Origin of the sequence: Streptomyces sp. NBC_00691, from assembly GCF_036226665.1 — a bacterium.
In the GTDB taxonomy this organism is placed as follows: domain Bacteria; phylum Actinomycetota; class Actinomycetes; order Streptomycetales; family Streptomycetaceae; genus Streptomyces.
In genome coordinates this window covers 227420-252570 of record NZ_CP109007.1, presented here as the reverse complement: position 1 = coordinate 252570, position 25151 = coordinate 227420, and the positions used below count along the sequence as shown (strand labels likewise).

The 25151-nt window shown below is 70.7% G+C and carries 23 protein-coding genes; 13 read left to right on the top strand and 10 right to left on the bottom strand.

Going from position 1 to position 25151, the window contains the following annotated elements:
- Positions 1-250 precede the first annotated feature (250 nt).
- The gene (locus OG392_RS01235; protein WP_329274489.1) at positions 251-988 is read left to right on the top strand and encodes a hypothetical protein; all 738 of its coding nucleotides are present in this window, start codon (positions 251-253) and stop codon (positions 986-988) included.
- Here the strand turns inward: OG392_RS01235 and OG392_RS01230 are convergent.
- Together OG392_RS01230 and OG392_RS01225 are read right to left on the bottom strand one after the other, a co-directional pair.
- Positions 975-2279, bottom strand: coding sequence for an FAD-dependent monooxygenase (locus tag OG392_RS01230; protein WP_329274487.1), 1305 nt, complete (start codon positions 2277-2279; stop codon positions 975-977). The genes OG392_RS01235 and OG392_RS01230 overlap by 14 nt on opposite strands.
- Positions 2276-5257: a LodA/GoxA family CTQ-dependent oxidase gene (locus OG392_RS01225; RefSeq protein ID WP_329274484.1), complete on the bottom strand. Its 2982-nt coding sequence runs from the start codon at positions 5255-5257 to the stop codon at positions 2276-2278. Before OG392_RS01225 ends, OG392_RS01230 begins: the two co-directional genes overlap by 4 nt.
- Before the next feature lie 305 nt (positions 5258-5562).
- Here OG392_RS01225 and OG392_RS01220 point away from each other — a divergent pair, with 305 nt between their 5' ends.
- From OG392_RS01220 to OG392_RS01200, 5 genes are all read left to right on the top strand, one after another.
- Positions 5563-5913 carry a hypothetical protein gene (locus OG392_RS01220; RefSeq protein ID WP_329274482.1) on the top strand — a complete coding sequence of 117 codons (351 nt, stop codon included), beginning with the start codon at positions 5563-5565 and terminating at the stop codon, positions 5911-5913.
- A 330-nt stretch (positions 5914-6243) separates the two neighbouring features.
- Positions 6244-7875, top strand: a complete 1632-nt coding sequence (locus tag OG392_RS01215) for a multicopper oxidase family protein (protein ID WP_329274480.1) — start codon at positions 6244-6246, stop codon at positions 7873-7875.
- Positions 7876-8062: 187 nt separating this feature from the next.
- Positions 8063-8785: an IS4 family transposase gene (locus tag OG392_RS01210; RefSeq protein WP_329274478.1), complete on the top strand. Its 723-nt coding sequence runs from the start codon at positions 8063-8065 to the stop codon at positions 8783-8785.
- Positions 8786-8818: 33 nt separating this feature from the next.
- Complete coding sequence (locus OG392_RS01205) at positions 8819-9430, top strand: transposase (protein ID WP_329274475.1); 612 nt, start codon at positions 8819-8821, stop codon at positions 9428-9430.
- A 52-nt stretch (positions 9431-9482) separates the two neighbouring features.
- Positions 9483-9950: a HEAT repeat domain-containing protein gene (locus tag OG392_RS01200; RefSeq protein ID WP_329274471.1), complete on the top strand. Its 468-nt coding sequence runs from the start codon at positions 9483-9485 to the stop codon at positions 9948-9950.
- 56 nt (positions 9951-10006) lie between these two features.
- Here the strand turns inward: OG392_RS01200 and OG392_RS01195 are convergent, their stop codons facing one another.
- Complete coding sequence (locus OG392_RS01195; protein WP_329274469.1) at positions 10007-11857, bottom strand: N-acetylmuramoyl-L-alanine amidase; 1851 nt, start codon at positions 11855-11857, stop codon at positions 10007-10009.
- Between the two features lie 339 nt (positions 11858-12196).
- Between OG392_RS01195 and OG392_RS01190 the strand changes: the two genes are divergently transcribed.
- The gene (locus OG392_RS01190) at positions 12197-13561 is read left to right on the top strand and encodes a glutamate decarboxylase (protein WP_329274467.1); all 1365 of its coding nucleotides are present in this window, start codon (positions 12197-12199) and stop codon (positions 13559-13561) included.
- A gap of 51 nt (positions 13562-13612) precedes the next feature.
- On the opposite strand, the gene OG392_RS01185 is transcribed toward OG392_RS01190, so the two are convergent.
- Positions 13613-14218: a DinB family protein gene (locus OG392_RS01185; protein WP_329274464.1), complete on the bottom strand. Its 606-nt coding sequence runs from the start codon at positions 14216-14218 to the stop codon at positions 13613-13615.
- Between the two features lie 191 nt (positions 14219-14409).
- On the opposite strand from OG392_RS01185, the gene OG392_RS01180 reads away from it, so the two are divergent.
- From OG392_RS01180 to OG392_RS01165, 4 genes are all read left to right on the top strand, one after another.
- Positions 14410-15888: a TerD family protein gene (locus OG392_RS01180; protein ID WP_329274461.1), complete on the top strand. Its 1479-nt coding sequence runs from the start codon at positions 14410-14412 to the stop codon at positions 15886-15888.
- Positions 15833-16309: a polymorphic toxin type 27 domain-containing protein gene (locus tag OG392_RS01175; protein WP_329287004.1), complete on the top strand. Its 477-nt coding sequence runs from the start codon at positions 15833-15835 to the stop codon at positions 16307-16309. Before OG392_RS01180 ends, OG392_RS01175 begins: the two co-directional genes overlap by 56 nt.
- Positions 16310-16325: 16 nt before the next feature.
- On the top strand, positions 16326-16733 hold the full coding sequence (locus OG392_RS01170; RefSeq protein WP_329274459.1) for a hypothetical protein: 408 nt from the start codon (positions 16326-16328) through the stop codon (positions 16731-16733).
- Between the two features lie 257 nt (positions 16734-16990).
- The gene (locus OG392_RS01165; RefSeq protein ID WP_329274457.1) at positions 16991-17725 is read left to right on the top strand and encodes an SOS response-associated peptidase; all 735 of its coding nucleotides are present in this window, start codon (positions 16991-16993) and stop codon (positions 17723-17725) included.
- A gap of 758 nt (positions 17726-18483) precedes the next feature.
- Here the strand turns inward: OG392_RS01165 and OG392_RS01160 are convergent.
- From OG392_RS01160 to OG392_RS01150, 3 genes are all read right to left on the bottom strand, one after another.
- A complete protein-coding gene (locus OG392_RS01160; protein WP_329274455.1) occupies positions 18484-19932 on the bottom strand; it encodes an MFS transporter in 1449 nt (482 codons plus the stop codon).
- Positions 19933-19958: 26 nt separating this feature from the next.
- On the bottom strand, positions 19959-20417 hold the full coding sequence (locus tag OG392_RS01155; RefSeq protein ID WP_329274453.1) for a MarR family winged helix-turn-helix transcriptional regulator: 459 nt from the start codon (positions 20415-20417) through the stop codon (positions 19959-19961).
- Positions 20418-20844: 427 nt separating this feature from the next.
- Entirely contained in the window at positions 20845-21369 is a 525-nt protein-coding gene (locus tag OG392_RS01150) for a GNAT family N-acetyltransferase (RefSeq protein ID WP_329274450.1), read from the bottom strand.
- A 301-nt stretch (positions 21370-21670) separates the two neighbouring features.
- Here OG392_RS01150 and OG392_RS01145 point away from each other — a divergent pair, with 301 nt between their 5' ends.
- Positions 21671-21847, top strand: a complete 177-nt coding sequence (locus tag OG392_RS01145; protein ID WP_329274447.1) for a hypothetical protein — start codon at positions 21671-21673, stop codon at positions 21845-21847.
- Between the two features lie 153 nt (positions 21848-22000).
- A complete protein-coding gene (locus tag OG392_RS01140) occupies positions 22001-22741 on the top strand; it encodes a class I SAM-dependent methyltransferase (RefSeq protein ID WP_329274445.1) in 741 nt (246 codons plus the stop codon).
- Positions 22742-22859: 118 nt separating this feature from the next.
- Here the strand turns inward: OG392_RS01140 and OG392_RS01135 are convergent, their stop codons facing one another.
- The 3 genes from OG392_RS01135 to OG392_RS01125 form a co-directional block, all read right to left on the bottom strand.
- Entirely contained in the window at positions 22860-23393 is a 534-nt protein-coding gene (locus OG392_RS01135; RefSeq protein WP_329274442.1) for a DUF7822 domain-containing protein, read from the bottom strand.
- Positions 23394-23710: 317 nt separating this feature from the next.
- Positions 23711-24553, bottom strand: coding sequence for an alpha/beta fold hydrolase (locus tag OG392_RS01130; RefSeq protein WP_329274439.1), 843 nt, complete (start codon positions 24551-24553; stop codon positions 23711-23713).
- Positions 24550-25143: a TetR/AcrR family transcriptional regulator gene (locus tag OG392_RS01125; RefSeq protein ID WP_329274436.1), complete on the bottom strand. Its 594-nt coding sequence runs from the start codon at positions 25141-25143 to the stop codon at positions 24550-24552. Before OG392_RS01125 ends, OG392_RS01130 begins: the two co-directional genes overlap by 4 nt.
- Between the last annotated feature and the right edge of the window lie 8 nt (positions 25144-25151).

Below are 25151 nucleotides of genomic sequence, written 5' to 3'. Positions count from 1 at the left end.
GCGGCGCGCCGAGCGGAGCCGGAGCGTGGTGCGGACCGCGTTTGCGAGCCTGATCAGCCAGGGTGAGACTGGGAGTGTCCGCACAAGGAGTGCCCCAGCGCAGGCTGCCGTGGAGCCGCGGAAGGCAACGGCCCCTGCTCGGCCCTTGGTGCGTTCTCCCTCCCGCCCGGCTCGCCTCCGGACGATCTCCGCGCGCCGGGCCTCTCCTCCTCCAAGCGGTACACCCGTCAACCAGAAGAGGGTGATGGTGATGGTGAACCAGAACGCCGACGTGCCCCAGGGACCGTCGTTCGAGGCCCAGCTGCTGATGGCCCACCCCGAGACCGCACTCGTCTACGAGCTGGGTGCCCTGCTCCGCGGCCTGCCCATGCCCCTCGTGGACTGGGACGACCTCCTGAAGAAGCTGGCCGCCCAGGGTACGGACGCGGGCACGCTCGGGTTCCCGCCCGGGTTCCCGCCCCTCTTCCCGCCCGACTTCCCGGACCAGCCGTGTGCGCCCCCCGAGCTGTTCCCCGTCTACGACGAGGCCGACCTCGCCGCGAAACTCACCGCGTTCGTCCGCCTGTCCCTGCGCCAGGCGGAGGGCCACGGCTCGACCGCGCGCCTGCGGAACCCCATGCACAAGCGGTTCGCCGCGGTCGCGGAACAGGCCTCCGGCAGCGGGCGCAAGAGCGGGGTCTTCGACGGCGGAACCGTGTTCGGTGCCGAGCGGGCCGACACCGAGGGCGCCGACTTCCACTTCCCGTGGGTCGTGACCCTGATCCTGCGGGACTGCTCCAACGAGATGCTGCTGCCGTGGTCCTGGATCACGGACGGGTTCAACACGTACACCTTCGACGCCAACGCCCAGTTCATCGCCCTCGTCGACGGCATGTGGTCGGCGTACTCGGTGCTCGTCATGCGCGAGGGCTACGTCAACCGACTCGTCGTCCTGGACCAGGCGACCATGTCCGGCACCACGCAGAACATCTGCCTCAACCCGGCGTGAGGCCCGGCTTCGGGAGGGATCTCGCGAGGACCGCCGGACGGCGCCGTGCCCAGAACGGGGCCGACGGCCAGCGGCGTTCGTCCGCGTAGGCCCGCGCGTGGTGCGCGAGGTAGCGTTCCGCGACCCCGTCGACGAAGGCGCCGTACTCCGCGAGGGCGTCCTCCTCGCCGCGGCCACCACCGCGCAGGCAGCGGTCGACGGCCCGCGCCGCGCGGACGCCGGTGTGCAGGGCCGTCAGGATCCCCTGGGAGGACAGCGGGTCGCAGGCGAGCGCGGCGTCGCCCGCCGCCACCCAGCCCGGACCGGCCGGCGGGGCGAGCCGCTGTCCATGGGCCGGCGCCCAGCGCGGGCCGGACGGCCACCCTGCCGCGTCACCGTCCCGGTCCGGCGGCCAACCGGCCACACAGTCCTCGCGGTGGGACGCCCACCCGGTGACGTAGCCGTCCAACCGGGTCCGTACGTGCCGGGTGCGAGCCACCCGCTCCAGGAACCCGGCGGTGGTACGGAGCCGGGGGTCGGCGAGGTCACGATCGGTGAGATGGGCGACCAGCCGCCCGGCCGGCACGCGCGCGGTGTACCACCAGCCCTCGGGCGCCGCCTCGACGAGCGTGCGCAGGTCCTGGTCGGCCGGTGCGGGGCCGGACAGCACGGCGTACGCGGCGACGAGCCGGTCCTGCCGCAGCGGTACGGCTCCGCGCCGGGCGATCACCGCGCGCCGACCGGTGGCGTCCACCACCCACCGGCAGGGCGCCTCCCGCTCGACCCCGCGCTCCCGCACGACCAGCCGCCACGCGCCCGGCTGTCCGGTCCGGCGCACCGCCACGCCGCACACGGGCCGGGCTCCGGCCCGCTCGGCCGCGCCGCGCAGGAACGCGTCGAACCGGACGCGGTCCAGATGCCAGCCGGGCCCGTGCGGGTCCAGGACGTTCTCGCGCCCGTACAGCTCCCCGGAGCCCCACGCCGCTTCGGTGCCGGTGCAGGGCAGGTGTCCGTCGGCGTCGAGCCCCGCCAGCAGCCCGAGGTCACGCAGCAGGGGCCGCGCGGCGGGCGGCAGCGCCTCGCCGATCCGGTACGGGCGTACCTCCCCGCGGTGCGAAAGGTCGTTCGGCGGTCCGTCGGAAGCAGCCGTGGCAGCCGGCCCGGCGGGCACCGCCGGACGGTCACCGGACCGGCGGTCACCGGACAGGGGATCGAGGAGCAGGACGCGGTGGCCCGCGCGGGCCAGGCACAGCGCCGCGACCGACCCGGCCGGCCCGGCGCCCGCCACGACCACGTCGCAGCCGTCCGTCACCGGTGGCCCGGGAAGCGGGTGACCTTGGAGATGTAGCCGGCCGAGATCTCCTCGTCGGGGGGCTCGGCCAACGCCGCGGCCGCGGCCACCGCGTCGGCCCGGACCTCCGGATCCACGGCCTCCGGCACGTGCACAGTGATGAGATTCCGTTCGCGGGGCGGTGCCGCCTCAGGAGTGAACGTCACCTCGGACTCCACCATCATCGTCTCCGGAAGCCCCGGGGTGTCCAGCGGTCCGGGACGGCGTTCGACGATCCCGAGCCTGCCGAAGTCCCGGACCATCTCGTTGATCTGGGTCTCGTAGCCGGTGGGCAGCCAGCGCAGCCACACCGACCGGCGCTCGAAGGCGAGCCGCCGCTCCTCCTGCGGCCGCGCGGGGTCCATCGCGATCGCGTAGTCCTCCTCGGCCAGGACGTGATTGGGCACCCTGGCCGGCCAGAACGTCGGCAGATACGGGTCGTAGCGGGGCCCGAACCCCTGGTCGTAGCCGGAGCGGCAGCTCGCCGTGTCGGTGTGCCAGGGGACGGCCATCCACCGGGTGAGGTGGCCGGGGCCCTGTGCGTACAGCGGGCCGTCGACAGCGAGCGCGGCCTGCGGCGTCAGCACACTCCCGTACTGCTGGTCGGGCAGCCCCGTCTGGCGGTGCTTGATCCGGAACGGCGCCGAGTACAGCGTGGCGTGCCGCATCGGCCAGGTGAGTTCACAGCCGGGGTGAAAGGCGTCGGCGAGGCAGAACGACAGCGCGGCCCGGTCGAGCGTCGCGGGACGCTCGGCGAGCGGCACGTCGTCCAGCCTGGTCACCGGCCTGGCGGCCGGCCGGAAGTCCTCGACGAACGCCCCGTTCATCCAGCGCGTCAGGAGGTCGTACTGGAGTGGTGAGAGGGCGAGATGCTGGCGCGGCGAGACCGGCGGCAGACTCATGGCATCGCCGTACACCGGCGGCCAGGGCACGGTCGACATGCCGTCGCGGTCGAGGTGCCGCAGGGACGCCCAGACCTGGCGGCGCAGTTCCTTGTGCGCCGGGTCCTTGCTCGCCAGCCGGGCGAGCCGCTCGGGCGCCAGCAGATGGTCACGGCCGCCGTGGCCGAACTGGACGGCGAGCCCGTGGTTGACCCACTGCAGGTCGCACAGCCGCCGCAGCACCGGCAGGACGTCCTGGGTGAAGGACACCACCTGCGGGCGCGGCAGCAGGCCGGCCTTCACGTACGTGTCGCGGAGCAGGTCGTACAGCGTGCGGACGGACTTGAGGCCCGGCGCGTAGTCCGGGGGCGCGACGACGACCCAGGCCGGTTCGACGGGGATGGAACGCCCGTCGATCCGGACCTCGGCCCGCACCGGCCCGTCGGCGACGTCGTCGTGCCAGCCGTCGTTGTTGGCGAAGTCCGTCGCCGGGAGGCCGTCCGCCGAGGCCGCCGCACCCCGGCCGCCGAGGAAGAGCAGCCGGCCGGCCCGGTCCGTGCGCAGCTCGCCCAGGTACACGGGGGTGCCGAGGAACGTGCCGGTGTCGAACCGGAGCCCGGTGAGACCGGCCCGGTCACGGCCGCGCACCGACCGGGAGCCCGGGTCGATGACCAGCCGGCTCCGGGGCCGGACCAGGGGATTGCGCAGCTTGCTCGGGGGCGCCTCGTCGGCCTCCGGGATGTCCAGCGCCAGCTGGAACTGGTACCAGGCCCCCTTCTTGTTGGCCACGTGCACGGTCCAGAGCAGATCGGCGTTGTCCGCGGTCAGCTCCGCGACGGGCTGCCCGGCCGCGTTGAAGCCGTACACCCTGAAGCGGACCGCCTGTCGTTTCAGGGCTCCGGTGGCGTCCTTGTAGACCGCCTCGGCGGGCGCCTCGTCGACCTCGGGGGCGAGGAAGAAGCCCTCGGCGCTGTCGCCGACCCGGGCCACGCCGATCGCCGGGTGGATGGCCGCGCGGACGATGCGGGTGTCGCGGCCCGGCGGCTCGGTGGAGGCGGGCCGGGCGGGACCGGGCTCGGTCGTCGGGACGCCGTTGGCGTCGCGCCGCCGGGTGGCCGAGGCGCGGTACACCTCGCGGCGGGCCTCGGCGATACTGCCGACCGGGCGGTGCTCGGGCAGGGAGTGCCAGGGGTTGAAAGCGAGGTTCTCGCCGTACGCCGCCTGGCCACGGGCCTCCGTGCTCTGCTGATGCAGGGTCAGCCGGGCCACCCGGACCGGGGCGCTCTCCGCCTCCTCCCAGCGGACGGTGGCCCGGTCCAGAGGCATCCGCTCCGGATCGGTGCGCACCTGTACGAACAGGTCGAAGGCAGCCTCCCCGGCGGCCAGCCGGTGCCGCAGGTCGCCACGGAGGAAGGACGGGTCCTCGTCGGGCGGCACGGCCTGCGGATCGCCCTCCGGGCAGCCCGCCGGGACGAGCTTGTACTTGATGTGCCGCTCGTCCCCGAAGCCGTACGGCAGCACACTCCAGTACGTGGCCGTCAGCGCGCTCTCCTCGGCCTTGGCCATGTCCAGCAGCACGGTACGGGTGACCGGATGGCTGTCCAGATAGGTCTGGAGCGTGTTGTCGACCACCCCGGCCCGGGTGAACTCGCACATGTCGCGGGCGGTGTCGACGAAGAACACGTCATGGTTCTGGAGCAGCAGATCCTGGGTGTCCGCGGCGCTCCGGTCCGCCAGGAGCTTCGTGCCGGGGACCCCGAAGAGCTTGATCCCGACACCCAGAGTGGTGCGCAGATCGGACCGGGAGGGCACGGTGTCGCTGGAGAACCGCACCCACGCGGTCAGGCCGCCCCGCGCCCTGGCCTCCTCCAGGAAACCGACGCGCAGCTCCTCGGGCAGGCCCGCGTCGACGGTGAGGACGCCACGGGCGGAGCCGTGGGCCTTGAGGAAGACGGGGCGCAGCGCGGGTTCCTGCCCCTGTGCGATCCGTCCGCCCTGCACGAGGTCCACGAACATGGCGCGCAGCGCGCCGGTCGGGTCGTCCGCGCAGTCGGGCACGGGTTCCACGGGTCCGGACATCGGGGGCCTTCCGGGGCGGGGCGGGATTCTCGGTGGGTCTCTGCCGGCGTGCCGGCACTCCGGTCACTGTCCGGGGGCGGCCGCACGGTCGCCAGCCCGCCGCGACCAGGGGAGTGAGGGGGCTCAGGACCCCACTTCCGCCATGCGGGGCAGGCGAGTTGCGCGTACGGTGAGGAAGGGGGATAAAGGAAGATTTCAGGCAGGCTTCGATCTGGCCGACTTCCCCGCACCGGTTTCTCCGTCGCGTACGCCGACGCACGCCGCTGTGCGCCCACACCTCCACCCATGGGCTTCGAGGAGACACCATGGCCACGTACACCAAGCCCGCGCTCAACCCGCAGACCTTCGAGGAGCTGATCCAGCGACTGCAGCAGAACGACCAGGAGCGGCTCCGGGCGATCGACATCATCCAGACCCGTGGCGTGCTGGCCTTCGGGGACGAGTACTTCGAACTCACGGACAAGCAGCGCGACCAGCTGACGACGGCCACGTCCGACCCGGCCGACGGCTTCCGGTGGCGGGCACTCCTCAGCCAGGCGCTGGTCGAAGGGGCCGACATCGGCATCGCCTCCACGACCCAGTCCTTCGGTGTCCACGTCGACGTCCACAGCGACGGCCAGGGCGGCTGGGGCGTCAGCATCAGCTGCGAGATCTGACCTGCCGCGCCGAGGGCCCCGGCAAGGAGGTCCAGCGGGAGTCCAGCGAGGTTCGGCGGAGAAGGCCCCAGTCGGCGCATGTGCTCGCGGTGCCGCGGTCAGAGGCCGCTCAGGAGCTCTTCGCCGGATCTCGGGTCCGGTAACCGGCCCCGTACAGCGGTCGAGTCCGCCGATCGGTCCCGCGGGCATGCCGCGGAGTCCGTGAGGCCGACAGCCGGGCAGAGGTGACCCGTCGTCACGTGACGTCGGACGCACACGCACCAGGCGACCGATCCCCGGGCGGTGTGCCGTGCCGGCCACCCGGGCCCAGGTGATCTAGATTTCCGGCTTATGGGAGAAATCGGGAGAATTCGCCGTCGATCATTACTCAAGGCCATCTCCGTCGTCGGCCTCGCGGCGGCGCCCGGCCGACTTCTCGACGAGCGCCGGGCGTCCCCGTCCCCCGCCCCGTTTCCACAGCCGGCCCTGGCGGTCTCGCGGCCCGATCCGGGCTCGGCCTCGTCGGTACTCGACCGGATCCTCGACGTCCGGCTCACGGACATCTCCATCCCCGGTTACGGCCCTGCCACCACCCGCACCTACAACGGGGCGCTCCCAGGGCCGACGCTGCGTCTGCGCGCCGGGGACACGCTGCGGCTGACCCAGATCAACGGCCTGCCGCCGAATCCTCCCCACCAGGGTGGCCACAACACGCCGCACCACCCCAACAGCTTCAACCTGCACACCCACGGGATGCACGTCTCCCCGTCGGAGCAGGCCGACAACGTCTGGCGCGAGTTCGCACCGCGCACCGCCGAGGAGGCCGCGGCCGGCGCCTCGGAACCGCGGTACACGACGACCGTCCACGTCCCGGCCGACCACCCCGCCGGCACCTACTGGTACCACCCGCACCTGCACGGAGCCACCACCGAGCAGCTCGTCGGCGGCATGACGGGTGTGATCGTCGTCGAGGGCGACGTGGACGAGGTCCCGGAGATCAAGGCGGCCGCCGATGTCGTCGTCTGCGTCAACGAACTCAAGCTCAAGGACGGGAAGGTCCCCGCGTTCACCTCGGGCGGCTGGGTGAAGGGCATCCCGTCCACCTTCACCGTCAACGGATCGGTCAACCCCACCATCACCCTGCGCCCGGGCGAGGTCCAGCGGTGGCGGCTGGTGGCCGCGACCGCCTTCACCGGCCTGCGGCTCACGGTCACCGGGAACGGCGGCACCATGACGGTGCACCAGATCGCCCAGGACGGCGTCACCTTCGGCGCTCCGGTCGCACGGGACCTGGTGGACCTGGCCATGGGCAACCGCGCCGATCTCCTGATCCGGGGTGCGCGGCCCGGCACGTACGAACTCAGGTCGGAGGGGGTCCCAGGACCGCTGATGACGATCGAGGTGACGGGCCCGCCCGTCGAACCGCCGATGGAGCTGCCCACCCGGCTGCCGGCGGGCAGGCCCTTCCTGGACGAGAACGACATCAGCGATCCCGACGCCGACCGGGAGGTCGTCTTCCACGCCGACCCCAACGTCTTCACCGGCACCTTCCCGAACGCCTTCCGCATGCTGGGCACCCACGCCACCCCACCGGCCGACCGTGACGGCGATCCCCGACGCGACCTGTCCTACGGGCTGTTCGACCCCGACTACACCAACCACACCTTGCGCGTAGGCGCCGTCGAACGCTGGACGGTGCGCACCGACGAGACACTGCCGGCGTTCAACCATCCGTTCCACCTGCACACCAACCAGTTCCTCCTCACCCACAGGAACGGCGAACGGCTGGACCCGCCCGTCTGGCACGACACCGTCGGCCTGCCCGGCGGCGCACCCGGCCAGTCCGTCACCTTCCTCGTCAAGTACGAGCACTTCACCGGCCGCACCCTCGCCCACTGCCACCAGCTCCACCACGAGGACCTCGGCATGATGCAGACCGTCGAGTACGTCCAGGACCAGGACGTCGACGCAGGCCGTCGCTGACCGGTTTCGCGGAACGACGGTCGGGGCGTGCCGCCGACCGCGAGGCGGGGGCCGCCACGGCGGAACCGCGGCGGCACTCGAGGGCCGGCCCAGGCCAATGCAGTTGCTTTTGAGCTGCGGAGATCGTTGCCCCGCGTGTGACGGGGTGGGGTGCGGGCCAGCGGGTACGGATCGGGATCTGACGAAGGTGTTCACCGCTGAGCTGGTGGACGCGGCGATAGCCAAGCACGACCGTGCCGAGCGGCGCCGCCGTCTTCTGCCGGCTCGGCTGGTCGTGTACTTCGTCCTGGCTCTGTGTCTGTTCGCCCGGGAGTCGTACGAGGAGGTGCTGCGGGTGCTGACCAGCGGCATTCCGGGCAGCCGAGCCCTCACGCGGGTGAACCGGTCGTCGCTGTGCCGGGCTCGCGCTCGGCTCGGGAAGGACGTACTGAAGACCGTGTTCCGGCAGGTCGCCGGTCCGCTCGCCACTCCGGACACGCCGGGCGCGTGGTGGCGAGGGCTGCGGCTTCTCGCCCTGGACGGCACCCAGTTCGAGCTTCCGGATTCGACGAGCAACGGCGACACCTTCGACGGCCCCTCCACCACCGGCAGCGCCCCCTTCGGATTCCCCCAGGTCAGAGCGGTCGTACTGGCCGAGATCGGAACGCACGGAGTCCTCGATGCCCGCCTGGGCGGCTATCGCGACGGCGAACGCAGCCTCGCCTACCCACTGGCCGGCTCTACCGGCCCCGGCGACCTGGTCATTGCCGACCGCGGCTTCTGGTCGGTCGAGTTCGCGCACGTCTTCACCGTGGCGGGCGCGGATCTGCTCGTCAGGCTCCAGTCCAACCACCTCGGCACCGTCCAGGAAGAACTTCCGGACGGCTCGTGTCTGTCGATGGCGCGACCAGGCAAAGAGGTCCGGCTCTGAGCCGCGAGGGAAGGCCGGACGCTGCCCCGGCACGTGATCTACCGCGTCATCGCCTTCGCCAAGGGCGACAAGGTCGCCCACCTGGGCACGACGCTGCTGGACCCCGAGCAGTACCCGGCCGCCGAGCTGGTTGCGCTCTACGGGGAACGCTGGGAGATCGAGCTCGCCTTCGACGAGATCAAGAACGACCTCGGCCCTGGCGGGCCGATCCGGTCGCGGACACCGGAGGGTGTCCGGCAGGAGCTGTGGGCCTACCTCGCCGTCCACCACGCGATCCGCAAGTTCGCCCACACAGCAGCACTTGCCCGCCCGGCGGTGGACGCCGACCGCGTCTCCTACCTGAAGTGCGTCCGCGTCGTCCGCCGCAGCATCCCGTCCCAGCTCGGAGCCACCACCGCCAAGCTCACGCGCTCGTTCGCCGAGGCAGGGCGGGAGGCGCGCAGCCGCCTTCTTCCGACCCGGCGCAACCGGGACTGCCCACGCGCGATCAAGAAACCGAACCGCTGGCCCGTCCTGAGAACCCGTGTCAGACGCGACACGGTCCAGCCCGGCCGATGGGCCCACAACCCAACCTCGAAGGCGAAGAGCAGCCGCAGGGCTGGACGACCGGCACTGAAGGAAACACAGGCCGTTTCACCGCCATGACCCGATCATTTATCCCTGAGACCAGGCGGCGACCGTCTCCTAAGCTCTGGCCGTGGACGGATACCAGGGACTGACTGCATTGATCGAATCGGCCTGGGAGGAGCTGAACGGCTCCGATACGGGCCGTCGGGACCTCTGCCTTGATGTCGTCAGCGACGTGCTGGAGACGGGCCGCCTGACGCCGGATGACGCCGAGCGGGCCGTCGAGCGCCTCGTCACGGTCGCGCTTTCTGATGAGGGCTACTCGGCGCGGGAGTCCGCGCTGCACGCAGCCTGCACCGCCTCCACGCACTACGAACTTCCCTACCGGGTGGTGGAGCCGCTCGCCGTCGGTTCGGATGGCTTCGAACCCTTGCTCCTGGACTACGTCCTGGCACTCCTCGCTTCGACTCACGACCAGGCGGCACTGCCGATCGTCGAGCGGTTCCTTCACCACCCCCACCCCGAGGTCCGCAGGGAAGCGGCAGAGGCAGTGAACGAACTGCGTTGGAGCCAGGAGTCGACCGAGACGGCCCAGTAGCTCTGGGGCTCGGCCGTAAGGCAACTGCATTGGCCGGCCCAGGCCCCCGGGGGCCGTCAGTCCGTCTCGGCGGTGTTCACGGTGGCCAGACGCCGGTTGTACTGGATCACCTCGTACGTCTGGTCACCTGTGACCACGACCTCTGGGCGCGTCGGCGTGGCCGGGAAGAAGTCGTCGGCGCCCACCGAGGTGCGAGCGGCCACGTACGCCTGCCCCTGGGGGAACGGGTGCATGACGAACCGGGTCTGTGCCGATTCGGGCAGTCCCTGCGGGTACTCGTCCGCTCGGGGGTAGGCGGTGGTGTAGACGGAGACCGACTTCGTCCCGCCGGAGGGACGGACGATCCGCGCGTTCGGGGCGGGTCGGGTGTTCACGCCCGCCGGGTTGTGGATCCACCCCTTCTGGCCGCCGAACCAGATGGCCGTCCAGTCCCCTCGCAGCTCGGCGACCACGAACTCCTGCCCCCACATCGCGGTGGATCCCCAGTCGTCGATGCGGTCGCTTCCCGCCGATCCGTCCGGGCGAAGGGCGAGGTCGGAGACGAGCGGAGCGTCGGCGCGGGGCTCCCTGCGCACATAGAGGAAGTTCGACGGCTGGGTCTGGACCCGGCACGTCGAGGAGCACACCGTCACCTTCTGCCTGTTCTCGCCGTACTCCGGGGCGATCGTGACCGCGTGCCCGACTCCGATGGCCGCGCCCGCCGCTCCGCCCTCGGCCTCGCGCTGCCGGCGCCGCTCGGGGTCGAGGAGAGCCATGAACTTCTCCCAGTCCCAGTAGGGGCCGGGGTCCCAGTGGGCGTCCGGGGCGCGGGCCGGCCTGGGAGGGAGGACGTTGTCGTGCCCGATGATGTGCTTGCGGTCGAGCGGGACGTCGAAGCGCCGGGCCAGGTAGACCACCAGCGTGGCGGTCGCCTTGTACTGGGCCGGAGTGAACCAGGTGGGACCCTGGGCGGCGTACCCCTCCAGTTCGATGCCGAGACCGTGCAGGTTGACCCAGTAGTTCCCGGCGTGGAAGGCGATGTCCTTGGTGGCGACCATCTGCGTCGCCGCACTGCCGTCGGCCTTCATCACGTAGTGCGCGGAGACCCCGCTGACGGGATCCTGGAACCAGCTGACTCCCCCGTCGTAGGACCCTTCGAGGTCATGGATGACGATGAAGTCGATGTCCAGGCCGTTCGAGTTCCGCGTGGACACCTGGTAGTTCGAGGCGGCCGCGGGAACGAACCGGCAGTGCAGCTCGCCGGGGCACTCCGGCACGGCCGCGGAGGCCGACGACCGCAGCCCCAGTGACGCGAGCTGTGACCGTGTCGGTCGGACGGACGGCGTCTTCGCCAAGGAAACCCTCTGGCCGTCCTTGCGCACCCGCTGCTTGCCGGCGCGGATCACTTCGAACACGCCGTCCGCGAACCGCCCGGCCGCGCCGGTGTCGGCGGCCTGGCTGTAGTGCGCCACGGCGCCGTACCAACCACTCGGGTCGCGCGGCAACGCGCGGGTGATCTTCCGTTGGTACGAGGCGAGCAGCGCGGCGCCGCCGCGCAGGTTCTGGACTTCGTCCCGCTTGAGGGTCGCCGGATCGACGCCGATCATCGCGGCGGCGGCCTGCAACGTGTGCTCGGACGGGTCGTCGGTACCCGTGGCGTCCACCGGCCCTTCGCCCGGGCGATGGTCGTACGTGCCCCCGGACGTCGTGTCCGTCAGGTGCATCGGACCGTAGCCGCCCTTGGTGCTGGGGCGGCCGTCGTTGGCCTCCCACCACGAGGACTCGTGGCTCACACCGAGAAGGACTTCCTTCGGCACACCGAATTCCGCTGCCGCCTGCTCGGCCGCCCGCTCGAAGCCTCCGGGCGCCTCGTCGGAGGGCCGGGCGGCCCCGGCGGTGGTACTGCCCCAGACGAGGGCCGCAGCCACTCCCACAGCGCCGAGACCCCGGCGCCGGCTGTGTCTTCTGGTCACACCATGTCCATTTCGCTGATGGCGGTCGTGGTTTGGTCCAGGGCCGATGCCGCGGCCGACACAATCCTTTGGACAGAGACTCCCCGGCCCCACCGACACGCCCGACTCGCGCCCCCTCTTCACCGCACCGGAGCAGCGATCCCATGGGCGGAGCGGGATGCGGTACACGCCCCCACGGTGCGCCTCTCCGCTGCTCGATTCGGCGGCCGTGACGGCATTCGTGATCGGTGCCCAGGCCCAGCACCTCGGCGTGTCCCACGAGAAGGCAGACGACCGGGCTGTTTGAATTCCCGCATGACCAAGCGTGACGACGAGTCTCTTTTCGGTAATCGATTCCTGGCCGTGCCCGCCCCTTCGGAGACCTTTCCTGAGGAGGGCATGGCGGCGACGGACGCCATGAGGCTCGTGGATGTGGATCTCGCCATGGAGGGCGACCCGCAACGCAATCTCGCCACGTTCGTCACCACGTGGATGGAGCCGGAAGCGCAGCGGCTCATCGCCGAGAACCTCCACCGCAACTTCATCGACCACGCGGAGTACCCGATTTCCGCCGAGATCGAGCAGCGTTGCGTGCGCATGCTCGCCGATCTCTTCCACGCACCGGGAAGCACGACCGGATGCCGGACCCAGGGCTCATCCGAGGCGATCATGCTCGGAGGGCTGTCACTGAAATGGAAGTGGCGCGAGCGCCGCAAGGCGTCAGGCCTCTCGACCGAGCGGCCCAATCTGATCTTCGGCGGGGACGTCCACGTCGTGTGGGAGAAGTTCTGCCGCTACTTCGACGTCGAGCCGCGGATCGTGCCGCTCGCGGAAGGCAAGTACACGATCGGCCCTGAGGACGTGGAGCGCCACCTCGACGAGAACACGATCGGCGTCGTCGCCGTTCTCGGCACCACCTTCACGGGCCACAAGGACGATGTCGTCGGTATCGACAAGCTCTTGCGTGACGTCCGTGAGAAGCGGGACCTCGACATCCCCATCCACGTGGACGGCGCCAGCGGTGCTTTCGTCTGGCCCTTCCTCTACCCGGATTCGAAGTGGGATTTCCGGCTCGATCAGGTCCGTTCGATCAACGTCTCGGGCCACAAGTACGGCTTGGTCTACCCCGGCATCGGCTGGCTGATCTTCCGTGAGGAGTCGGACCTGTCCAAGGACCTCGTGTTCTACGAGAACTACCTGGGCAAGACCGATTCGACGTTCACCCTGAACTTCTCCACCGGCGCGTCGATGGTGCTCGCGCAGTACTACAACTTCGTGCGGCTCGGCCGGCAGGGCTACACCTACGTCATGAAGATGATGCAGGAGAACGCCCGGGTGCTGGCGGACAACCTGCGAAACGGTGGGCGGTTCGAAGTGATCGGAGCCGACCTGGAGCAACTGCCGCTGGTTGCCTTCCGCCTCGCCGACAAGCGCTCCTACGACGAGTCCGACATCGCGTGGCAACTCGCCGCGGAACGCGGCTGGATGGTGCCGGCGTACACGCTTCCGCCCGACGCGGAGCGGGTGAAGATCCTGCGTGCCCTGGTCAAGGAGACCCTGAGCCGCGAACAGATCGACCGCCTGAGCCAGGACATCGAGGATGCGTGCCGCACCCTGGACGACAAGGGCGCGACCCATGACGCGGAGCGGGCCAAGGTCAAGCGCGGTACCGGATACTGACGCGCCCGCTCCGCGGAGCGGCCCCTCGGCCGACGGGATGCCGTACGAACGTCACGGCACGTGAGGCTGTCGTCGAGCCTCGACCGGTGCGGCCGACCTGGCGGCCTGCTCGATCTTCGCGCAGTGGGCCGCACGTGCTTCCGCGTCGATCTGCTTCTCGAGTTCGGCGCGCAGCCCGGTCCGGCCGTCGAGGGTCTCGCGCAGGATGTCGGCGTGCCCGGCATGCCGGATGGACTCGCCGAGGACATGAATCATGACGGCGAACAGGTTCGTATCGGAATGAGGTTCCGGCCACCACGGCACGTGGCCGGGAGCGTCGAGTGGAAGCGCGTCGATCGTCGCGTCCGAGTGTTCCCACGCGCGTCGATAGAAGGCGACGATCTGATCGCGGGTCTCGTCCTCGGTCGCCCACAGATCGCTGCCGTCGGAGTCCTGCCACCGGCACAGCGGTTCCGGGGACGGGCGGTGGAAGACCTCTCCGAAGTACCTGGCCTCGACGGTGGCCATGTGTTTGACCAGTCCGAGGAGGTTGGTCCCGGTCGCTGTCAACGGTCGGCGGGCGTCGTATTCGGACAGGCCGTCGAGTTTCCAGAGCAGCCCCTCGCGGTCCCGCCGCAGCCTTCCGCGCACGTTGTCCTTCGCGAATTCATCGATCATGCGGCACGAGCCTGCCATGCGCCGCTCGCGGTCTCAAGATCTCCTGTGGGTCCGCGTCGACAGGTGGAGCCGAGGCCCCGGCGACGGACCACGTGGCCCTGCGCGGACCGTGCGCTCCGGCCGCTCGTGCCGAGCATCCTCCGTGCCGAAGATCTTCTCCGGACGCCTGCTCCGCTGTCACCATGTTCCGCATGAGGCACATGATCAAGGGTGCGAACGCGCCCGTTCCCGCCGCCCCTCTGCGTGTCGCCGTGGGGCGGCAGTCGCTGCCAGGGGCGCCGACCGTGTCAGCCGCGGCCCTTCTGCTCGACGCGGCCGGCGTGGTGCGCGGCGAAGCCGACATCGTCTTTCAGGACCGTCCCCTCCACCCCTCGGGCGCCGTTCGGCACGTCGGTACGGGACACGGGGCCGGACAGCTGGCCGAATGGCTGGAGTTGGACCTGCTCCGAGTCGAACCCGCAGTCCAGCGGGTCCTGATAGTCGGATCCTGCGTGGACGGGATCTTCGGGCAGGTCCATGGTCTCTACGCGCAGTTGGTCGCCGTCGACGGAACCGTCGTCGCGCGGTACGCGGTCACCGACGCCACCTCCGAGACCGCGTTCGTGCTGGGAGAGCTGTACCGGCGCGAGGGGGCGTGGCGGTTCCGCGCGGTGGGGCAGGGCTACGAGGACGGGCTCGCGGGCCTGATGCGGGACGTAGGGGGTGCGGGGGCGGTGGCAGCGGTGCCATCGCCCCCGCACCCGTCACCGCCGGCGCCGTCGGTCCCCTCGGCGTCGCCCGCCGTGCCCTCCGTCTCCGGCCCCGTGCCGCTCGCCGGGGTGGACAAGGCCGGCTCCGGCGTGGTGGCTCCCGGAGCGTCGTCGGTGCCGGGGCCGGATGCGTTCACGGCGGGCCCGGGGTCGCCCGGGCCCGGCCCGGCGAGCGATTCCGCGACGTACCCCGTCTCATCCGTGTCGCCTGTCTCCGCGCCCGCCGGGTTCGCGCCCGTCTACGCCGCCGGGGCGCCCGCCGTCAGTACCCCCGTCGAGCACGCTTCCTGGGCGGCTGGCTTCTTCGCGTTCGAGCCGTGCGTCTACCGCGGCAAGGGCGCGAAGACGGTCACCGTGGACCTGCCGTTCCCGCCCGACGGGGAGCCGGTGATCCTGGAGGCGCGGACGGAGGAGTACAACTTCATCTCCGTCAAGATCCCCGGCCGCGAGGACGACGTCTTCCTGTCCGACCTGCCCGATCACTACGGCCGCACCCTGATGGTGCCGCACCGCAAGGGCGGGCCTCTCACCCTCAAGGTGCGCAACTCCGGGGCGTGGCAGCTCACGGTCCTGCCCCTGTCGGCGGCCCTGCCGCTGGACTTCGGCACGATCGCGGGCAGCGGGCGGGAAGTCTTCGTCCGCACCGGCCCCGAGGCCGAGTTGAAGGTGCGCGCGGAGGACCCGCACAAGGGCTGGTTCCAGATGCACTACCACTGGGGCGACAGTCCCCGTGACCTGAGGCGCCCCGCCAAGCGGCTCGTGCACGAGTGGAACGGTCGCCGCGTACGGGAGAAGGTCACCCTGCCCAGCGGGCCCCTCCTGGTCACCATCGACAAGAGCAGGCACCAGTGGGAACTCACCCTCGATCCGGCCGCCCCGACCGCACCGTCCAGGGGCGCGCGAAAGTCATGGCGTCGCTGAGGGCTGTTCTGGCGGGCCCGGCGGGCGCACCTTCAACAACAAGGAATTCGGTACTCAACTGCCGGAGGAGATGGGGTTGGGAGTGCGACCGCTCTGGACGGTGGGAGTGGAGCAGGCGGTGGCCAACGGCAATGTGAGGATCTCGGTGTCCCTCGACGGAGTCCCGGGTGCCAGGACTCCGGACGAGGCGCTGAACGCGCTCATCACGCGAGGAGAGGGGATCACGATCGGCGACTGGGAGACCATCCGGTCGAAAGGCATGGGAACCGCATGGGAGATGACCAAGCTCCGCTCGGCCGTCCGGGTGGAGGACCGCGGCTGGAAGTCCATCGACTGGTGGATGACCGACGCGGAGGGCAAGGTCGTACAGGTCTACCCGGAGAAGTGGAAGTACGCCAACGGCACGCCGGTCGCCGACTGATGAGGAGATGGTGAGCATGACGGATCTCGTCAGGGAAGGGCGGCTCTTCCGAGTCGGCGGGTTCGACCCCTCGCACCGCCGGCTCTTCCTGATCAGTGAGGCCACACTCGTGGACCGGACCACGACGAGGGTCGAGGTCTCCATCGGGCATGTGGAACTGATGTTCCTCAAGTCCCTCTACCGGAACGGGCTCCACATCCGGCGGGCGACCGCCGCCGAGTTCGCCGTGCTCAGTGAACGGCACGGCATTCCGGCGGCGGACGCCGAGTACACCTGGATCCTGGATCCGGAATGCGAAAGCTTCGTCGTCGGTGGCCATCCGAACTGGCGGGAGGCGGAGTACGCCGTGATGGGCGAGCGGGCGTCGTTGTACGACACGCCCTGGCCGCCGGAGTTCCCGGCGGAGTCGGGTTCGGTCGGCTGACGCCCGCCGCCTGAATGAATGAGGAGGGGGGTCTGCCCGGTGCTCCGCGCACCGGGGAGACCCCCTTCCTCCGTGTACGGGTTTCCGCGTAGGGGCGCGGAGCCGGTCGAGCGTCCTGACGTAGCCGCCGCGGACGACGGCGGGGGTCGTCGGAAGCCTCCGCATGGACCCCTGGCGGCGAGGGCGCGCCGTCGCCCCGGACTCCGGGAGTGTCCGGGCTGCCGACAACCGGGCGCGAGTCGTGGCACAGTGGCCGCATGTGCGGCCGTTACACCTCGACCCGCGGTCCTGAGGACCTGACCGGACTCTTCCAGGTCACCGACTGGCGTCCCTCCGAGGCGCTGGCGCCCAGTTGGAACGTCGCGCCGACCGACCAGGTCTACGCGGTTCTCGAACGAGCGGGCCGCGGTGACGGTGATGAGGTGCGGCGTGAGTTGCGGGTGCTGCGCTGGGGGTTGGTGCCCTCGTGGGCGAAGGACCCGAAGGCGGGTGCGCGGATGATCAACGCCCGGGTGGAGACCGTGCACGAGAAGCCCGCGTACCGGCGTGCCTTCGCCAGGCGCCGCTGTCTGCTGCCGGCCGACGGCTTCTACGAGTGGGAGCCGGTCAAGGACGAGGCGACGGGCAGGACCCGTAAGCAGCCGTACTTCATCCACCCCGCCGACGGCCAGGTGCTGGCGATGGCAGGTCTGTACGAGTACTGGCGCGACCCCGATGTCACGAGCGACGACGACCCGGACGCCTGGCTGACGACCTGCACGATCATCACGACCGAGGCCACCGACGAAGCAGGGCGCGTGCACCCCCGCATGCCTCTCGCTCTCACCCCGGACCACTACGACGCTTGGCTCGACCCCCACCACCACGACACCGAAGACCTCCGCGCCCTCCTCACCCGCCCCGCTGACGGGCGGCTCGACGCCCGGCCCGTCTCCCCGGCCGTGAACAACGTCCGCAACAACGGTGCCCACCTGCTCGACCCGGCCACCTGATCCCCCGCGCCTCAGACTGCCGTCCGGCCGAGGGGCGGTGTCCACGCTGTCGCCTGCCCTTCGACGGCGCTCGGCGGTGAGGTGACGAGGGCGCGGGGGAGGCAGAGATCCGGACGGGCCTGTTGCGGTCGTGCCGAAGCCGCCAGTACGGGTGCCGGCACCGGGCAACGGCCGACCGGCGCCGGGGCCCTGCTCCCGTCAACGCCGGGGAGGGGTGCTGTGCCGGTCCCACCTCTCGTCGCGCTGGAAGGCAGGGCAGGATGCGGTTCGTCAACGAAGGCCGGTCACTGACCCGTGGCGGTTCGCAACCGGCTGCCGCAGCTCGGACACCTCCCGGGCGTCGAGAGGCTTGACGCTGACCGCGTCGCGCAGTGCCATGAACAGACGACGGGGGGGGTACGAGGTGAGCGACGAGGACAGCGACGCCGAGAGCCGGGGCGACGATCGTCCACGGGGCCCGAGGCGCCCAGGATTCGAGGACCGATTCTGGCTGGTGTTGCTCGCCCTGATCGTGGTGATTCTCTTCGTGCTCGGTCTCATGGGCGGGGATTCCGGAGGGGGGCACCCGGACGGGTACACCGGTTGGCACTAGATTCGAGTGTGTGCGCGATGCCCTGTCGTCCCCCAGCTGGAGAAGTGGCGGTTCGGGAGCATGTCCCGCGCGCCACCTGCCGTCGCGGCAGTCACCTGTTCGGGGCTGTCGAACTCCGGGTCGGTGAGCCGACGGTGACGGCCCCGACATCGCACGGCTTCGATCCTCAGCTTCCGGTCCGACCCGACCGGCCCGGGCCCCGCACGCCGGTTGGGGCCGTGATCGAAGGGGCCTCGGGTCGGCGGGCGAGGGCGAGGCCGGCCATCGTCGTGATCGCCATCGCGACGACGCCGACCAGCGCCGCGGTCGTGTAGGCGTCGTCGTCGGGGAACAGCCGGCCCGCGGCGGTGCCGGCGGCCAGGACGAGACCGCCGATGGCGCTGCCCAGGGAGTACCCGACGCTGCGGACGACGTAGTTGAAGCTCATGGCGCTCGACGTCTCGCTCTTGGGGGTGACGGCCAGGATGACGCCGGGCATGGCGGCCGAGAAGCTGCCGACGCCGAAGCCCAGCACGCCCATGGCCGCGAGCAGTTCGGCCACGCTGGACCGGGCGGTGGCGAACAGGACGAACCCGCCGCCGACGATGGCGGCGCTGCCGGCCAGGAGCAGGGGGCCGTCGATCCGTGCGCGGACCCGCGGCGTGAGCTTGCCGGCGACGAACCCCAGCACGGAGAACGGGATGAGGACCAGCCCCGCCGCGAAGGTGGTCAGCCCGAAGCCGTAGCCGGCGTCGCGCGGCGTCTGCGCGTAGCGGGTGATGAGCGTGAGCAGGAGGTACATGCCGCTGCCGCCGACGAACATGGCGATGTTCGCCCCGGCGACCGCCGGGTGCCGTACCGCCCGGACGTCGACCAGGGGATTCTTCGTGCGCAGTTCGGAAACGGTCCAGCCGCAGAGGAGTAGTACCGCGGTGATGGCAAGGGCCACGGCCAGGGCGAGGTGTCGGCTCCACAGGCCCCTCTCACCGGCCAGGAGCAGGGCGAGGAGCAGTCCACCCGTCAGGACGAGCGCACCGGCCACGTTCACGCGAGCGGTGCGGCCCTGGGGAGCCGCGGGCATGGAGCGCCACGCGGTCACGAAGGCGAGGGCGGTGACGAGCAGGCCGAGGCCGTAGGCGGCCCGCAGGCCTCCGAACTCGGCGAGCAGCGCGGCCAGCGGGTAGCCGACGCCGGCTCCGATGATGGAGACCACTGAGATCAGAGCGATCGTGGTCGCGCCGCTCTCCTCGGGAAGGTGGTCGCGGGCCACGCCCATCATCAGCGCCGTGAGACCGAGTCCGACGCCTTGGGCCGCTCTCCCCACCAGCAGCCAGGTGAACGGCAGTGGCAGCACGGTGAGCGCGCTGCCGACGACGACGATCGCCAGGGTGGCGAGAATCGTGGTCCGCCGGTGCGGACCGGCTCCGAGCCGGCCGAGGACGGGTGTGGCGACGGCGCCGCTGAGCAGGGCGATGGTCAGCGTCCACTGCGCGCTGTCGAGGGAGACGTGGAACGTGGTCGCCACGCTGGTGATGAGGGGCGTCCCGAGGCTGGCGACGGCCGCCACGACCAGGGCGATGAACAGCAGGGCGGGAACCAGCAGACGTGCCTGGGGGCGTATCAGGGCAGTACTCATGGGCTGGTCATGAGTCTGGGCGGAGGTCACCGGTCCGACTCCTCTCGGGCGTGGCTGTCGAGCTCCGCCAGATGGATCAGCGCCGGAAGGGCTGCCGCCAAGGCCTCGACCTCGTCCCTGGCGAGTCCATCGATCAACCGTGCGTACGCGTCGACGCCCGCCTGGCGTCGCGTCCGGACGTACGACGCGCCGGCCTCGGTCACGCACACCAGCGTGACCCGCTTGTCGGCAGGATCGCCCTTCCGCTCGACCAGCCCGGATTCCTCCAGCACCCGGACCAGGACGGTCATCGCGGGCTGGGTGACGCCCTCGGACACCGCCAGATCGGTGATCCGTCGCGGTCCGGTCTTGTCCAGGGTGGCCAAGGTGGCGGCGGACGTCAGGCTCATGTCGCGGGGAAGGCGTCTTACGGCCCTGGTGGCCAGACCGTAGAGGGCTGACCCGATGGCATCGGAAGCGCCGTGCGCGGCGTCTCTGCGGCTCATGCCCGAAGCATAGCGGCTTTATATGAATCCTTTATGTATCTCGTCAGGGGCCGGCGGTTCTCGACTGACGACGCGTTCGAGTGAAGGCGAACGGGACCGATCTGATCGCCCTGTCGATCCCTACGGAGGCGGCGTCGGTGACGCCGGTCGTGATCGCGGGGAAGGTACGCCACAGGCGGCGTTCCCGTCGGCGGCGCCGCCTCGGCCGTGGCTCTGCACACTGTGCTCGCCACAGGCCACGACACCCCGACGTCGAACGCGGCCCGCACCACCCGCCCGTGCGCGGTCGGCGACCGCTTCCCCGAGGGGCGTCACGGGCGCTCCGCACCCGTTAATCCTGACAGCGGACCGTGCGTGCCCACCGGACACGGTGACGTGCGAAGAGTCGTCGCCACCCGCAGCGTGCGAAACGCCCAAGGCCGTTGACTCAGATGTCGCTCTGGAGCAGGTCCTCTGCCAGCAGGTCCATCAGGAGTCCGTCGTGCCAGGTGCCGTCGGTGCCGCGCTCGTACTGTCGCATGATGCCTACCGGCCGGAAACCGGCCTTGGTGTAACAGCGGATTGCGGGGGAGTTGTCGGCGGCCGGGTCGATGACCAGACGGTGGTAGCCAAGGTCGTGGACCAGATGGTGGGCGAGGGTGCGTACGGCGTCGGTGCCGAGTCCCCGTCCGTGCACGGACGGGTCGAGAAACAGGTCGATGCCCGCGTGGCGGTAGTCGGGGTCCTCCTCCGCGTACCACTGGATCATGCCGACGATCCGGCCATCGCTGCGGACTGTCAGACAGTGGGTGTCCGGGTCGGCGAGGTCGTTGGTGATCTCGGACGCCAGATCGGGCCCGCCGCGCCAGCGTTCGCGGACCTGGGGTGTGGCTCTGATGGCCGCCAGCGCGGGTACGTCGTCGGGCCCGGCCGGGGTCAGTTCCAGGGCATCGCCCCGCAGTACGACGGTCATGAGGCGGAAGCGTAAGCCACCTCTTCGGCCGCCGGCCGCCCATTTCCCGCGCGGAGCGCCTGGTCGGCAGGCCTCGGCGTGGGTACGAGTAGGTGTGGCGCCCCACCCTGGAGGCGCTTCCCTGCGTGACGACTAGTGCTTCGGCGGTGTGGACGATGCGTGGAACGACTGCGGCACGAACTCCGGCCGTCGCCGACAGCGGGAGTCCGGCCAGAGGGGCGCGGTGGCTGCGGGCGCACCCGGCAGGATGTCGTGGAACGCCCAGGAAGTCCTCCGGGCTGCTTCGATCGTTGAGCGTCTCATGCGCGTGTTTCTGTTGACCCTCACGGTGGCCCTCGTCCTCGGGGGGCTTGTCTACCTGGTGTTCGCCAGCACTGCGGCAGCGGTGATCTGCGCGGTCTACCTCGCGATCGTGGTCCCGCTGGCCGTGCTCGTGGGCCGAGCCATCAAACGCTCCGGCCCTCCGTCATCCGACTGACGGTGCACTCGTGGGTAGGTACGCCGCTGCTCCTGGAACTCGCCAGGCGGGGCGCCGAGATGCTCTTCCAGGTTCTGACCGAGAGGGGGAGGGGCGAGGGGCCGGTGACCGCATCGGGTTGACCGTTTCCGGTGGGGATGCTGGAGTCGGTGGGTGGACAGTGTCTCGGTCAACCGGCGGTTCTGGAATCAGCTCAGCAGTGCCTACCAGCGCGATCATGATCCGCAGATCGGTGCCGCACCCCGGCTGTGGGGCATGTACTCCGTGCCCGACGCGCAGCTGCAGGCCCTGGGTGACGTTGCCGGCAAGCGCGTCCTCGAGCTCGGCTGTGGTGCCGGCCAGTGGTCCAGGGTGCTTGCCGCCGAGGGCGCCTTGGTGGTCGGGTTCGACCTGTCAGAGGCCCAGCTCGGCGCGGCGGCGGGAGCGATGGGGGCGGCCCGCTATGCGCTGGTGCAGGGTGCTGCCGAACAACTTCCCTTCGCCGACGGCAGTTTCGACCTGGTCTTCTGTGACTTCGGCGGCCTCAGCTGGGCTCCTCCGCGGTTGGCTGTTCCGCAGGTCGCGCGTGTTCTGGGCCGGGGCGGGCGTCTGGTGTTCAACGTCGCCAGTCCGTGGTTCGAGGCGTGTTACGACGAAGCCGCCGGCCGTGTGACGACCACGCTGCGGCAGGACTACTTCGGGCTCGACGCGATCGCGGAGGGCGACGGCGCGGTCAGCTATCAGCTGACCTACGGCGACTGGGTCAGGGTGCTGCGCGGAGCGGGTCTGATCATCGACGATCTCATCGAGCCGCGGCCCGGACCGGGTGTGCTCAACGGATACAACGAGACCGACCCGCCGGACTGGGCGCACCGCTGGCCGGCGGAACTGCTCTGGGTGGCCCGCAGACCGTGAGTCCCGCTGGGCCGTGAGTCCCGCTGGGCCGTGACGCGAACGCATCCCCTCACCCGGCTGGCCCTGGCCTCCTTTCGGACCGAGCCAGGGCTGCCCGGTGGCGTGTCGTGGAAGTCGGTCAGTTGGGGAACGAGAAGTAGAGCGCTTCGCTGTAGAAGGAGGCGAAGTGTCTGTGCCAGTCGGTTCGGAGTGAGGCCAGCCAGTCGTCGTCGCGGCCGGCGATGGCCGCTTCGGCCCTGGCGACGACGTCCGGGATGTCCGTGGATACCAGGCGCTGCACGCTCGCTGCCGGGTCGTCACCTGACAGCGAGATGATCTCCCCTGTCTCGAGGAGGAAGTACTTCGCCTGCTGCTGTGCGAGGTGGGCGGTGGTCCTGGCAACGCAGGCGGCGAACTCGGTGTCGTCCTCCAGGCCCTTGCCGACCGCGCGCAGGAGGTCGCGGAGCAGTGCCGCCCCGGCGGTGTAGTCCGCGGCGATACCGATCGGGGGGTTCCAGATCATGGACGGGACGATCGTCGTCCGGTGCCCCACCATGAGTTTGTGCGCGAGCGGGATGTCCCCGTTGTGCTCGGATATGCATCGGACGTGCTGGGGGATCTCCGCCGCGTTCGGCATCGAGTCCGCGGAGTAGAGATATGAACGGTTCGCCATGGCGGCGACGCTAACACCGGGGACTGACAACGCCGGCGCTGCCGGTCTCCTGGCTCGCGTCAGAACGCAGGGGAGGGCCGCCTCAGTCCTTGCCCCTCCCCATCACCCCTGCTCGCCTCCGGCGACGGCAGCCGTGACCTACCGTGCGGCCGTCTGCCCCGGCCGTCACGGCAGACGGCACCGCAGCGCCAGCTCACCAGCCCCGTTCCACGTACGGTACGAATTCACCAGCACGGTGCCGGCTGGCTCGGGGCCTGACGGGGCCTGACGGTGTGCCGAGAATGCCTGCGAGCGCCGCAGGCCAGGTCACGGGCGATTCAGACCGAGGCCGCGAAGGTCTTTCGCAGGAGCTCGCCGAACTCTGCGGGGTGCGTGGTCAGTCCGATGTGTCCGCCGGGGAAGCGCTGGAGCTGTGTGCCGAGAAGCTCGGCCAGGAAGGCCGCTGAGCGATGGGGCAGCTCACCGGATGAGTCCTGTCCGCCGGCGATCACGAGGCGTTCCGTCAGTTTCTCCAGCCGGGGGATGTCCGGCGCGTAGGACATGAAGCGGGGCACGATCCGGCTGACGAAGTACGGCAGGTCGGCCATGGTCTGCTCGGCCCGTGCCGCTGTCTGTGGCGGAAGCTTGAGCTGGGTCTTCGGCCCGGATGTGTCGCTGCCCCTGGTGAGGCCGGCGGCGAACGCGGACATCGCCGGCATGAGTCCTTGGGTGCGGAAGGTGTCCTGGACGTGGGCGATGAGTGCGTGGTGTTCCGCCGCGTCGGGGAGCACGTGCACGACGGGGGGCTCGTGCGCCACGACGCGTGCGATGCGTTCGGGGTGGGCGGTGAGCAGGTGCAGGGCGGTGATCGCGCCGGAACTGGCGCCGAACACGCGGGCGGCCTCGCCGGGGGACAGCAGGTCCAGTATCCGGAGCGCGTCTTCGGCGTGCTCGGCCACGTGCTGTTCGGCGTCGGGGTCGTCCAGGGTGCTGCGTGACATGCCGCGCGGGTCGTAGGCCGCGACGGTGTAGGTGGCGGCCAGGCCGTCGGCGATGTCGTCGAAGGACGCCGCGCCGCCCGTCCCTCCGGGGATCAGCAGCAGGAGCGGGCCCTGGCCTCGTACTTCGTAGTGCAGGGTCGCGCCGTTCACACGCAGGCTGCCCATGGCCGGGTCGGTCATGAGGGGTCTCCATCTCGGGACGGGGGCCAGTGTTCCAGGAGGGTGTGCAGGGCGTCGAGCGCGCGGATCCAGGTCTGTTGCGGCGAACGCTCGTGCGCGAAGCCGCCCGCCGCCTCCAGGGCGACGAACCCGTGGAACGTGCTGCGCAGCAGCCGGACCGCGTCGGTCAGGTCCGGCTCTGCGAGTCCGTACCCGCGCAGCATGCCGTAGGTCAGCTCGACCGCGCGCCGTGGTCCGGGCGCTTCGGCGGCCAGTACGGGATCGATCTGGATCGGGGTCTGCGTGGCCGTGTAACGGCCCGGGTGCTCATGGGCGTACTCCCGCCAGGCGTCCGCGAACGCGACGAGCGCGTCCTTGCCCGCTCGCCCGGCAGTCGCCTCCGCGATGCGGATGGTCTTCTCGTCCGCCGCCAGCAGCGCGATCCGGCCGCGCAGATCCTCCAGGCCGCGGACGTGGGCGTACAGGCTCGCGTCCTTGACGCCCAGCCGCCGCGCCAGCTGCGACATGGTCACCTTGTCGAGCCCGACCTCGTCCGCCAGCTCCGCGCCCGCGACGGTCACCCGCTCCGCAGTCAGTCCGGCCCGCACCATGCATCCTC

Coding starts and splice junctions, on each gene's coding strand:
- OG392_RS01235 (WP_329274489.1), top strand. CDS start 251: ATGGTGAACCAGAACGCCGACGTGCCCCAGGGACCGTCGTTCGAGGCC.
- OG392_RS01225 (WP_329274484.1), bottom strand. CDS start 5,257: ATGTCCGGACCCGTGGAACCCGTGCCCGACTGCGCGGACGACCCGACC.
- OG392_RS01220 (WP_329274482.1), top strand. CDS start 5,563: ATGGCCACGTACACCAAGCCCGCGCTCAACCCGCAGACCTTCGAGGAG.
- OG392_RS01215 (WP_329274480.1), top strand. CDS start 6,244: ATGGGAGAAATCGGGAGAATTCGCCGTCGATCATTACTCAAGGCCATC.
- OG392_RS01190 (WP_329274467.1), top strand. CDS start 12,197: ATGACCAAGCGTGACGACGAGTCTCTTTTCGGTAATCGATTCCTGGCC.
- OG392_RS01185 (WP_329274464.1), bottom strand. CDS start 14,218: ATGATCGATGAATTCGCGAAGGACAACGTGCGCGGAAGGCTGCGGCGG.
- OG392_RS01180 (WP_329274461.1), top strand. CDS start 14,410: ATGAGGCACATGATCAAGGGTGCGAACGCGCCCGTTCCCGCCGCCCCT.
- OG392_RS01170 (WP_329274459.1), top strand. CDS start 16,326: ATGACGGATCTCGTCAGGGAAGGGCGGCTCTTCCGAGTCGGCGGGTTC.
- OG392_RS01165 (WP_329274457.1), top strand. CDS start 16,991: ATGTGCGGCCGTTACACCTCGACCCGCGGTCCTGAGGACCTGACCGGA.
- OG392_RS01160 (WP_329274455.1), bottom strand. CDS start 19,932: ATGAGTACTGCCCTGATACGCCCCCAGGCACGTCTGCTGGTTCCCGCC.
- OG392_RS01155 (WP_329274453.1), bottom strand. CDS start 20,417: ATGAGCCGCAGAGACGCCGCGCACGGCGCTTCCGATGCCATCGGGTCA.
- OG392_RS01150 (WP_329274450.1), bottom strand. CDS start 21,369: ATGACCGTCGTACTGCGGGGCGATGCCCTGGAACTGACCCCGGCCGGG.
- OG392_RS01145 (WP_329274447.1), top strand. CDS start 21,671: ATGCGCGTGTTTCTGTTGACCCTCACGGTGGCCCTCGTCCTCGGGGGG.
- OG392_RS01135 (WP_329274442.1), bottom strand. CDS start 23,393: ATGGCGAACCGTTCATATCTCTACTCCGCGGACTCGATGCCGAACGCG.
- OG392_RS01130 (WP_329274439.1), bottom strand. CDS start 24,553: ATGACCGACCCGGCCATGGGCAGCCTGCGTGTGAACGGCGCGACCCTG.
- OG392_RS01125 (WP_329274436.1), bottom strand. CDS start 25,143: ATGGTGCGGGCCGGACTGACTGCGGAGCGGGTGACCGTCGCGGGCGCG.